Annotated in this window: 13 protein-coding genes and 1 tRNA gene; 9 read left to right on the top strand and 5 right to left on the bottom strand. The window is 64.6% G+C overall.

Annotation, left to right across the window (positions count from 1 at the left end; translation table 11 throughout):
- Together J7I89_RS23195 and J7I89_RS23190 are read right to left on the bottom strand one after the other, a co-directional pair.
- Nucleotides 1-508: catalase (locus J7I89_RS23195; RefSeq protein WP_214975436.1), on the bottom strand; the 508-nt coding region annotated here is incomplete at its 3' end.
- A 19-nt stretch (nucleotides 509-527) separates the two neighbouring features.
- Complete coding sequence (locus tag J7I89_RS23190; RefSeq protein WP_214975434.1) at nucleotides 528-1001, bottom strand: Fur family transcriptional regulator; 474 nt, start codon at nucleotides 999-1001, stop codon at nucleotides 528-530.
- A gap of 76 nt (nucleotides 1002-1077) precedes the next feature.
- On the opposite strand from J7I89_RS23190, the gene J7I89_RS23185 reads away from it, so the two are divergent.
- Together J7I89_RS23185 and htpX are read left to right on the top strand one after the other, a co-directional pair.
- Nucleotides 1078-2349, top strand: a complete 1272-nt coding sequence (locus J7I89_RS23185; RefSeq protein ID WP_214975433.1) for an MFS transporter — start codon at nucleotides 1078-1080, stop codon at nucleotides 2347-2349.
- Between the two features lie 49 nt (nucleotides 2350-2398).
- Nucleotides 2399-3268 (top strand): zinc metalloprotease HtpX, encoded by an 870-nt coding sequence (gene htpX / locus J7I89_RS23180; protein ID WP_214975431.1) that lies wholly within the window; start codon nucleotides 2399-2401, stop codon nucleotides 3266-3268.
- A 175-nt stretch (nucleotides 3269-3443) separates the two neighbouring features.
- Here the strand turns inward: htpX and J7I89_RS23175 are convergent, their stop codons facing one another.
- Nucleotides 3444-3935, bottom strand: coding sequence for a YajQ family cyclic di-GMP-binding protein (locus J7I89_RS23175; RefSeq protein ID WP_104141362.1), 492 nt, complete (start codon nucleotides 3933-3935; stop codon nucleotides 3444-3446).
- Nucleotides 3936-4136: 201 nt separating this feature from the next.
- Between J7I89_RS23175 and J7I89_RS23170 the strand changes: the two genes are divergently transcribed.
- Entirely contained in the window at nucleotides 4137-4391 is a 255-nt protein-coding gene (locus tag J7I89_RS23170; RefSeq protein WP_056626205.1) for a hypothetical protein, read from the top strand.
- Nucleotides 4392-4506: 115 nt separating this feature from the next.
- Nucleotides 4507-4588, top strand: a tRNA-Tyr gene (locus J7I89_RS23165).
- Between the two features lie 53 nt (nucleotides 4589-4641).
- Here the strand turns inward: J7I89_RS23165 and J7I89_RS25690 are convergent.
- A complete protein-coding gene (locus tag J7I89_RS25690; protein WP_285290269.1) occupies nucleotides 4642-5040 on the bottom strand; it encodes a tyrosine-type recombinase/integrase in 399 nt (132 codons plus the stop codon).
- Nucleotides 4925-5497 carry a hypothetical protein gene (locus J7I89_RS23155; RefSeq protein ID WP_214975427.1) on the bottom strand — a complete coding sequence of 191 codons (573 nt, stop codon included), beginning with the start codon at nucleotides 5495-5497 and terminating at the stop codon, nucleotides 4925-4927. Before J7I89_RS23155 ends, J7I89_RS25690 begins: the two co-directional genes overlap by 116 nt.
- Nucleotides 5498-5634: 137 nt before the next feature.
- Between J7I89_RS23155 and J7I89_RS23150 the strand changes: the two genes are divergently transcribed.
- From J7I89_RS23150 to J7I89_RS23130, 5 genes are all read left to right on the top strand, one after another.
- Nucleotides 5635-5844, top strand: a complete 210-nt coding sequence (locus tag J7I89_RS23150; protein ID WP_214975425.1) for an AlpA family transcriptional regulator — start codon at nucleotides 5635-5637, stop codon at nucleotides 5842-5844.
- Nucleotides 5841-6266: a hypothetical protein gene (locus J7I89_RS23145; RefSeq protein WP_214975423.1), complete on the top strand. Its 426-nt coding sequence runs from the start codon at nucleotides 5841-5843 to the stop codon at nucleotides 6264-6266. The genes J7I89_RS23150 and J7I89_RS23145 overlap by 4 nt, the downstream gene beginning before the upstream one ends.
- A complete protein-coding gene (locus J7I89_RS23140; protein WP_214975421.1) occupies nucleotides 6253-7818 on the top strand; it encodes a phage/plasmid primase, P4 family in 1566 nt (521 codons plus the stop codon). The genes J7I89_RS23145 and J7I89_RS23140 overlap by 14 nt, the downstream gene beginning before the upstream one ends.
- 150 nt (nucleotides 7819-7968) lie before the next feature.
- Nucleotides 7969-8535, top strand: coding sequence for a hypothetical protein (locus J7I89_RS23135; RefSeq protein WP_214975419.1), 567 nt, complete (start codon nucleotides 7969-7971; stop codon nucleotides 8533-8535).
- Nucleotides 8536-9285: 750 nt separating this feature from the next.
- Complete coding sequence (locus tag J7I89_RS23130) at nucleotides 9286-10587, top strand: IS30 family transposase (protein ID WP_374102040.1); 1302 nt, start codon at nucleotides 9286-9288, stop codon at nucleotides 10585-10587.
- The last annotated feature ends 51 nt before the right edge of the window (nucleotides 10588-10638 follow it).

Raw genomic sequence — 10638 nt, 5'->3', positions numbered from 1 at the left:
TCCAGAAGTCCCACTGCATGTCCGCGTCGCGCAGGTGCGTGCCGGGCAGGCGCTTCTGGGAGTGGATGAAGTCCGGGAACTTGATGCCGTCGCGGATGAAGAACACCGGGGTGTTGTTGCCGACGAGGTCGTAGTTGCCCTCGGAGGTGTAGAACTTCACCGCGAAGCCGCGCGGGTCACGCCAGGTGTCGGGGGAGCCGTTCTCGCCCGCGACCGAGGAGAAGCGGATCAGCATTTCGGTCTCGACGCCCGGCTGCAGGAACGCGGCCTTGGTGTACTTGGAGATGTCCTCGGTGGCCTTGAAGGAGCCGAAGGCGCCGCCGCCCTTGGCGTGCACCACGCGCTCCGGGACCCGCTCGCGGTTGAACTGGGCCAGCTTCTCCACCAGGTAGTGGTCGGTCAGGATGATGGCACCGTCGGCACCGGTGGCCCGGGAGTGGGCATCGGACGTGACGGGAGCGCCGGACTGTGTCGTGGACACGGCGGGCGCAGAGATGTTCGAAGTCATCTTTCTCCTATTTTCTTGATTACTTGTCAGTTGCGTGAGAAGGAAGTTTTTGGGCCTGCTGGCAGTCCCCGCAAATGCCCTGGTACATCACATCGGCGATCTGGATGGTCATGGGCCGGGAATTTTCGTTCCAGTGCGGGGTCAGGCAGGGTGCATGGCCGACGGCGCAGTCGACGTCCTCCACCCGGCCGCAGCTGATGCAGATGGCGTGGTGGTGGTTGTCGCCAACGCGCGTCTCATAGAGGGCGGGGGAGTGCGGGGGTTCGAAGCGGCGCAGCATGTGCAGGTCGGTGAGGTCGCCCAGCACGACGTAGACGGACTGGGCGGTCAGCTCCGGAAGCTCCTCGCGAGCCGCGGCCAGGATGCTGTCGGCAGGGGAATGGGGGTGATGCTCGACGGCGGCCAGCACCGCCAGCCGCTGTTTGGTCACCCGGCGGCCATGGGCGCGCAGGGCCGCGGCCCATGCTTCGTGGCTTTCCGGGTGCTCCGTCATGATCCCATTGAACCACTTATTATGACTAGATCACAATAAGGCTGGGCTAAATTTCCTGCGCGGCTAGAGTTGCCGGGTGGGGAAACTACTGGCGGACATCACTCCGCTGCGCGAAAGTGCGGACTTCCGCCGGCTCTGGGCCGGCTCGGCGATATCCAACATCGGAAGCCAGCTGACGCTGGTGGCCGTCAGCCTGGAGGTCTACCGGCTGACGCAGGAAAGCCTCTATGTGGGGCTGCTGAGCATCTTCGCACTGGTTCCGCTGGTGGTGGGCGGCCTGCTGGGCGGCTCGATTGCCGACTCGCACGACCGCCGCCGAGTGGCCCTTTTGTCTTCCTCCGTGATGTGGGCGGCCGTGGGCGGGCTGGCTCTGCAGGCCTGGCTGCAGGTGGGAAACGTGTGGCTCCTCTACGCGCTGGTGGCCGTGCAGAGCGGCGCCCAGGCCATCAACCAGCCGGCCCGCAGCGCCATCATTCCCGTCCTGGTCCGGAAGGAACTCCTCCCGGCGGCGAACGCGCTCAGCATGGTCACGTTCGGGCTGGCCATGACGGCGGGCCCGCTGCTGGCCGGCGTGCTCGTGGCCACGGTCGGGTTCGGCTGGACCTACACCCTGGACCTGCTGAGTTTCGCGTTCGCCTTCTGGGCGCTGCTGAAGCTTCCACCCATGCCGCCCGGCAGGGAAGCAGGCCGGGCAGGGCTGCGGTCCGTCGTCGAGGGCTTTCGGTTCCTGGGCACCCGCCCCAACCTGCGCATGACGTTCGTCATCGATCTCGTGGCCATGATTCTCGCCCAGCCGCGGGCGCTGCTGCCGGCTGTGGGCGCCCTCATGGTGGGAGGAGGGGAAACCACCGTGGGCATACTGTTGGCCTCCACGGCCGTTGGCGCCTTCCTGGCGGGGCTGTTTTCCGGGCCGCTGGGCAGCATCCGGCGGCAAGGGATTGCTGTGGTCTGGTCCGTCATGGGGTGGGGAGCCTCCATAACGGCGTTCGGGCTGGTGGTGGTCCTGGCCGGGAGGTCGGGCGCCGGGGGCGTCACGGCCTGGCTGATTCCCGCCGCATTGTGCTGTGGCCTGGCCGGCATCGCGGACTCCGTGAGCGCCGTTTTCCGCACCACCATCCTGCAGTCAGCCACGCCCGACCACCTGCGCGGCCGCCTGCAGGGCGTCTTCATCGTGGTGGTGGCCGGAGGCCCCAGGGTGGGCGACATGTTGGCCGGCGGCGGCACTAAAATTCTAAGTGAGGGCTGGGTCCTGCTGATCGGCGGCCTCCTGTGCATTGCGGTTGCCTGGGCGGCGGCGCGCTGGCAGTCCGGCTTCTTGAAGTACGACGCCGGGAACCCGGTTCCGTAGCGACGCCGCCGGAGCCAGGACCTGAAGTCACCGACCTGGGGAGGCAAAAGTGCACAAACACTACAACGGCCTGAAGACCGCCGCCCTGTTCGGCGTGCTGTGGGCGGTGCTGCTGGGCCTGGGCGCACTGATCGGCGCCAATTCCCGCAGCGCGGCACCGATTTGGATCATGGCGCTGATCGGCGTCGGAACCACCGCTTACGGGTACTGGAACAGCGACAAAATCGCGCTCAGGGCCATGCAGGCCTACCCCGTCTCCGAAGCCCAGGCCCCGCAGCTGTACCAGACGGTCGGCGAGCTCTCGGCCCGCGCCAACCAGCCGATGCCCCGCATCTTTGTCTCGCCCACCATGGCCCCCAATGCCTTCGCCACGGGCCGGAACCCCCAAAATGCGGCCGTATGCGTCACCGAGGGAATCCTGCAACTCCTCACTCCGCGGGAGCTCCGCGGTGTGCTGGGCCATGAGCTGATGCACGTCTACAACCGCGACATCCTGACGTCCTCCGTGGCCGCTGCCGTGGCGGGCGTGATCACTTCCGTGGGGCAGATGCTGCTGTTCTTCGGCGGCGGCGACCGCCGCAACTCGAACCCGCTGGCCCTCATCGCCATGGCGCTGCTGGCGCCGCTCGCGGCGTCGCTGATCCAGGTGGCCATCTCGCGCACCAGGGAGTACGACGCCGACGAGGACGGTTCGCAGCTCACCGGCGATCCGCTGGCGCTCGCCTCCGCCTTGCGCAAGATCCACCAGGGCGTCCAGCTGGCGCCGCTGCCGCAGGACCAGAGGCTGGTCAACAGCTCCCACCTGATGATCGCGAATCCGTTCCGCGGCGGCGGGATGAGCAGGCTGTTCGCCACCCACCCGCCCATGCAGGACCGCATCGCCCGGCTGGAGCGGATGGCGGGCAGGCCGCTCGCCTGACTACCGCCGTCGTGCGTGCGTCAGGTCAGAGCGGCCGGGCACCCAGATGTGCTCGTCGAGGCGACCCCTTGACGGGTGCTAAAAGGGCCGGGTGCCCGCATCGGAATCCGATGCGGGCACCCGGCCCTTGGCGTCTCTTCTCGCGCCCTGCGTGTCGCCTGCCCTCCGGCGGCTCCTAGCTGCGGAAGTTGACGAACTGGAGGTCGGCCTCGTCAAAGTCCTTGAGCAGCGCCATGGTCGCCTGGAGGTCGTCCCGCGACTTGGAGGTGACGCGGAGCTCGTCGCCCTGGATCTGCGACTTGACGGACTTGGGGGCTTCGTCGCGGATCAGCTTGTTGATCTTCTTGGCGAGGTCCTGCGCGATGCCTTCCTTGATGGAGGCCTCCAGCCGGAATTCCTTGCCGGATGCGTACGGCTCGCCGGTGTCCAGGGACTTGAGCGAGATGCCCCGGCGGATCAGCTTGGACTGCAGCACGTCCAGGACGGCAAGGACGCGCTCCTCGGAGTTCGCCTTCATCAGGAGCTTGTCACCGCTGAAGTCGACCTCGGCCCCGACGCCCTTGAAGTCGTACCGCTGGGCCAGTTCCTTCTGCGCCTGGTGCAGCGCGTTCGCAACCTCCTGCTTGTCTACCTTGCTTACGACGTCGAATGTGGACTCGCCTGCCATGACTCTCCTTTGCTGGTGGGTGCTTCGCCCGGGCAGTGCGGGCCCGGGCAGGGTCTGAATATCTGGATTCCAGCGTAGTACGGTTGCCGCGGATGTGAAGTTGCCGCGGCATTCACAGTTCACTCACAGCGGAGGCGAGGCGGGAACGAAGCTTCGGCGGGCAAAGTTGTAGCAGTTGGAAGCCGCTCCGAAAGGAAAGCAATGACCCACAAGGCCGCCCGCTATGTCACCCGGTCCACGTCCGCAGCCGCAGGAACAATCGCCACCGCCGCCTCGTCCGTGGCCGCCGCCGCCGTGGCAGCGTCCATTATCCTCAGCCCCGTCGCCGACGCGTCGTCCCGGCTCGACGGCGTGCACGCGGACCTCCAGCGGGCGGTGCAGCTCAACCAGATCACCGAGGACCAGGCCATCCGGTTCGAGGCCAAACTCGCCGGCCGCATCCTCGGAGAAGCCTGAGATTCCGGGCTTTTTGGGCGTCCCAGGCCTCGATTCGATTCTTGGGCGGAAGTTCTGTAAGGTTGTCTTGCCGCGGTGCTGAAACAACAACCGCGGTGATCTTCTTTTGAAGTTCGGCAGATTACCCGAGCGGCCAAAGGGGGCTGACTGTAAATCAGCTGGCAACGCCTACGGGGGTTCGAATCCCTCATCTGCCACCCACAGCGAAGGCCCGAAATTCCGCGGAAACTAGCGGAATTTCGGGCCTTTGTCATTCCCCCACAACCGCCGGTGGCAACACTTTGGCAACATCCAGTTGTGAAACGACGGCATCCAGTGCGTCCGCGACGCCGTCCAGATCGTCGTCGAACAGGTCGGCATAGATGTCCAGCGTCATGGCAGCGGAGGAGTGTCCGAGCATCCGCTGGACAGCTTTGACGTTGGCCCCGGCCGAAACAGCGAACGACGCTGCGCTGTGCCTCAGGTGTCCGGTAGACCACCCGGTACCGGCGGCCGCCTGTCGTCTCATAAGGCTCAATCGTTGCCATGATGGTTCACCACGTCCGATCCTTGGCGCTGAGGTAACCGGCGCTCTCTGCCTGCTGCGCCCAGCGCTGCAGGGTTTTCTTGTGCACGCCAAGGTCGGCGGCGACCTGATGCAGAGGCACATGCTGCAGCTTGGCGAGCTGATAGACCGAAGCGATCGCCTGAAGCCGCCCGTCTCCTGTGAGCTTTTGCTCATTGAGCAGTGCCATCAATTTGTCCATCAAGTCAGGGTCCCGCGCATCAGCGTCCGCACTGTCTGCTGCGAGGCCAACGATGCGGTGGATATCCAGCTGGTGAAGCATGCTTCGACTTATTCCTTGCCCTTTTGGCGGGCGTACCACAAGTTCGGTGGCGGCATACCGGCCATCGATTAGGGCAATGGTGACATTCCATTCCGGCTCGGTGTCGCTCGGGGGCCACCCCAAGTCGTAGCTGCCGAATTCGAAGACTTCTCCAGGGTCGGGCGGGGTTTGGTTGGTTCCCACTGAGGCTCCGGCGACAGGGAACGGCTGGTGGAACTCCGGCGATGCTGTGGTTTCAGGGGTTGCCGGTTCAGTGGTTGTCGGTTCGGTGTTCTTCATAGGAGCACTGTACCGCTCCCCTCCTGCAATATGGCGACAATTCACAAACGTCCCCCTATTGTGACAGGGGAGCGCGTGTGGTTGAGTAGGCCTGTACCCCAATTGCAGGAGGGGATTACTCATTAGGAGGAAATGTCATGGATGAACCACTCGCTAATGCTGCGGAAGTCGCGGACTGGCTCGGCTACACACCCGAAGGGTTGGCGCAGATGCGGTACCGCGGAAACGGCCCAAAATTCATCAAGCTCGGAGGCAAAGCAGTCCGCTACCGCTGGGCAGATGTCCAAGCATGGCTCCATCAGCAGACGATGCAGCGTACCGGTGACCCCTCAGGTGACGCAGCATGAACAAGCGCACAGCGGAGAAGCTCCGCGCACACAGCCTCGGCCAGCGGCAAGAACTATTGCTGCGGAATCCCAGCCTCAGTGACCCGCAACCAACCCAACGAGCCTCGGACGCTCTCGACGCCGCTACAGCCCCGGCAGCGGACCCGAACGCGGAAGCTCCGCCGCTGCGCGAACAGCGGCGGAGCCAAAGCTTGAACGACCACCACCCGGACAAGGGATCAGATATGGGCAACCAGCCAAGCATTCCCAGCGTAACCGAGACACCCATGCCCGGCGAGGAACCGGCCTTCGACATCGATAATTTGCTGCTCCGCTGCGTCGGTACGGGGGCCTTCTACACCCCGGCCTTGACGGCGGCGGAAGCCCGACACACCGCACGCGGGTCCTGGGTGTTCCGCGCATCAGGCGGTGACCCGGCATGAGCCCGGACATGGAAAACCCCCGGCGACGGAAACCGAGGGGCTGGAAACAACTTCATCATCCACCGTCAGTCTAACCACAGCCGAGCTCGGACACCCTGAACGCATCCAGCTCATACAGGGCCTCGCAGCCGAAATCAAAAAACACGGCGGCCAAGATAACCTGACCCAAACCCAGCGAACCGAACTGCGCGACAAGGTGCTCCGCCGCATCCACGCCGACCGCGAAAAAGCCAACGACACCGGCGTGCACCGCGGCCAGGCCCGCATCGCCTACGACCTCGCTGAGGCCTACAAGGACAAGCTGCTGCATGTTCACGGCATCGGCTGGCACTACTGGGACGACAGCTGCTGGCAGGAAGATAAAACCGGCCGCGCCACCAGGGCAGTCCTCGCCGTCCTCCGCAAGGCGCTCGCAGACTCCCTCAACGATCCCGACCTTCGCCAGGACGTGCGCAAGTGCGAGTCCGCCCACGGCATCGAAGGCGTCCTCAAGATCGCTCGGGCACTTCCCCAGTTCGCCGCCACGCCGGACCAGCTCGACGCGGACCCATACCTGCTCAACTGCGCCAACGGCACCCTGGACCTCCACACCATGGAACTGCGCCCGCACGATCCGGCAGACCGGATGACCCGCCGCACAGCGGCAGCATGGAACCCTGACGCTGAGGGGCCCATCTGGGAGGCTTGCCTGGCCCGCTGGCTGCCCGACCCGGAGGTTCGTCGCTTCCTGCAGCGCTACGCCGGTCTCGCCCTCGCGGGGAAGGTCCTGGAGCACGTCCTCGCCATCTTTACGGGCAAGGGACGCAACGGCAAGGGCGTCTGCTACCACGCCTTCAGCGGGGCCCTGGGTGACTACGCCGCCACCGCCGAGCCTGACCTGTTCATGCACCGCGACGGCGCCCACCCCACCGGGGAAATGGACCTCCGCGGCCGCCGTTGGGTAGTCGTCTCCGAATCCGACAAGGACCGTCGCCTCGCCGAGGCGACCATGAAGAGGCTGACCGGCGGCGACACCATCAAGGCCCGCCGCCTCTTCCAGGACTTCACCGAATTCCCGCCCTCGCACACCGCCGTCCTGGTAACCAACCACCTGCCCAAGGTCAGCGGCGACGACTCCGCCGTCTGGGCAAGAATCCGTGTGATCCCGTTCGACGTGGTGATCCCCGAAGCCGAGCAGGACCCGCTGCTGCCCGAAAAGCTGCAGCTTGAAATGGACGCCATCCTCGCCTGGGCGGTCGCCGGCTGGCAGGACTACCAGGAGCACGGCCTCGCCGAACCCGCCGCCGTCCTCGCCGCCACGGACAACTACCACCGCGACGCCGACGCCCTCGGACGCTTCATCAGCGAGGAATGCGACACCGGCCCCGGCCACTCAGCCCTGACTGAATCCCTGCATCAGGCATGGACCGTCTGGGCGGCAGCGGACGGCGCCCCTGCCATGAGCAAACGCGCCTCGGTTCCGCGCTGGAGCAACGCGGCTATGAGCCAAGGAAAGGCAGCAACGGTCTCCGATTCCGTGCCGGAATCCAGCTCAAGCCCGTCAGCGGACTGAACGCTTTCGGAGGCTCCGGTGGCGGATAGTGGCGCAAGTGGCGTGACTACTACCTCTCTCTACGCGTGCGGGTATAAGAAAAGGTTCAGTTCTCATGCCACTTGCGCCACTCCGACCCAAAAAACCCCGGAAACTCAAGGAAAACCGAAAATGGCCGCAACCCCCGACACCTTCCACGCCAGCATCACCGTCCTGACCATCGACGGCATGATGATCACCAAGGACGTCGCCAAGCAGCTCGACGAACTCAGATTCGACGACTGGGAGAACTTTGAACCCATCGGCAGAGTCCGTACCGGAATCAGTTACGTCAACGAAGGCATCGAACTCCTCGGGCGCCACAAAGAAACCGGCGCACTCGTCCGCATGTGGCACGTTACGATCACCCACCGGGTAATGCGCATCGATGCGGACGGACGCACATTCTTCGAGAAACCGGCACCGGAAACGCCACAGGACACCTGCGCGACACACTTACGTACGAGTACGGCAAACTCCCGCTGCTGGCCCTGCCAAAGGCAGGCCTCCCCTGATGTCCGAGCCAACCGAATACTTCCGCGCCGGAGGATCACCCCGCACCATCCGCTGGCCAGCGGGAATGCCCGCTGCACCCACCCGCCTTCCGGGCTGCTACGCCTGCGACCTCATCGCCTCCAGCAACCACGAGAAGGACACCCAATGAACGCCCCATGTGCCGGAAAGGGAACTCTGCCATGACCGACCATGAACGCGAAACCTACAGCATCCTCAATGAAGGGATGCCCGAACACGCCATCGTCGAGGCGCTCCTCGGCGTCGCCTAAGCCTTGATCCACCGATGTTGATTGGGTTTCGGTCGGCGATTTAAACCGAGAATGCCCGCCTTTGGCGAGTTCTAGCGGTCGTTGCAACACCCCCTGAAATCCGGGAGTTGCAACACCTGTGGAAACACCATCAATAAATAGGTCTTCTCTAGCGGAGAAAGCACCGGTAGGGAAAGAGTCTGGCCCGTCCGCTTCGCCGACCCCGAAGCGGACTTACCGGAGCTACTCGTCGTCGGATCGGGCGGAATTCTTTTTAGCGTTGGAGCGCTTGGGAAGCGTTCCGCTGGCCGCACGGGAGTTAGGATTCAAGCTCACTACTTGCCGGGCCTGGGCGGGGCCTTCCGGCCGGAAGTCCGGCCAACAGTACACCCAGGCTGAGAAGGACAAGTTCTTTGTCCTGCTGGACCGGTTGGGGAGCGTGAGTCTCGCGGCCAAGACCCTGGGCATCAACGTTCAAACCTGCTTCAAGTGGGCGTACAAGGTTGGCGCCGTCACCCGCAAGCCCCGCGCAAAGCCGGTGGTCAGGCAGTCTGCCACCCAAGAGCAGAAGGACGAGTTCTTCGCCGTCCTCGCTCGTGTGGGCAGCGTCAGTGTCGCCGCCCGGGAGCTTGGTCTTGAGATGTCTCAGGGAGTCAACTGGGCCCGCCACGCCGGAATCGGGTCCATCCATCCAGGTGTGCGGAAACGAGCCGAATTCCTGCGGTTGCGCGAAGCCGGGGTCGGCCGTAACCAAGCAGCTGCTGCCGCCGGTGCGAGCCGCAAAAGCGGATACCTGTGGGAGAACGAGCGGGATGCGGCCAAGGGCCGCGCCGCTGGCTCCAACGCCCCGGAAGTACCGTATAAACAGGAAGTGATTACCGCCTTAACCGAACTTCCGGCACCCGCTACGGCACCGGAAGCCCCGCCGGAGCTGCTGCCTGCACTGCCGCCACGGGCAGGGGCTCCGGTGGCTTTGGAGGCCCTGGAACAGCCCATCAGTACCCGCTACCTGTCTCTGCCTGAGCGGGAGAGGATCGCGGAGTTGCGCTCCCAAGGAACCTCAATGCAGGCGATCGGCAGGGCATTGGGCCGATCCGTGGGCACCATCAGCCGGGAGATCAAGCGCAACAGCCACCCCGTGCTCGGCTACCAGCCCTACGGCGCCCACCGCACCGCTGCGGCAGCCCGGGCACGGCCCAAGGACAGTAAACTGGCAGGGCCCGGGAAGCTGCGCGAGTATGTGGGAACCAAGCTGCTCACACGCTGGTCCCCGGAACAGATTTCGCAGCTGCTGATCAAGGAATACCCCGATGACCCCGTCATGCGCGTGAGCCCCGAAACGATCTATCAGGCCCTCTACTTTCAGGCCCGCGGCGGACTCAAACGCGAGGTCAAAGAGGCCCTGCGCACCGGGCGGACACGCCGCAAGAAGCACAAGAACCCCGAGGAACGCACCAGTCGTTTCCGGGACCCGATGATCAACATTTCCGAACGTCCCGCAGAGGTCCAGGACCGTGCCGTCCCGGGCCACTGGGAAGGGGACTTGATCACCGGAACCTACAACCAGTCGGCGATTGCGACCCTGGTCGAACGCACCACCCGCTACGTCATGCTCGTGCACCTGCCAGTCGATCACACCGCCGAATCAGTCCGCGACGGGCTGATCAAGACCATGGGGACCCTGCCGGCGCACCTGCGCGGATCCCTGACCTGGGACCAGGGCGTCGAAATGGCCAAACACAAGGCCTTCAGCATCGCCACCGACATGGACGTCTACTTCTGCGACCCGGGCAGCCCCTGGCAACGCGGATCCAACGAGAACACCAACGGGCTTTTACGTCAGTACTTCCCCAAAGGCACCGACCTGAACGCGTACGGACCCGAGGACCTCGAACACGTCGCCCAGGAACTCAACGCCCGACCACGCAAAACACTCGACTGGAAAACCCCGGCCGAGTCACTTCGTGATTTACTGATAGCCAGCTGACCTCGGGTGTTGCATCGACCCCTTGAATTCGCCTTTTCAAGGAAAATGGAG

The sequence above is a fragment of the Arthrobacter sp. ISL-5 genome (assembly GCF_018613835.1).
GTDB lineage: Bacteria > Actinomycetota > Actinomycetes > Actinomycetales > Micrococcaceae > Arthrobacter.
The sequence above is the reverse complement of the archived record's forward strand: the minus strand, read 5'-3'. Positions and strand labels throughout refer to the sequence as shown.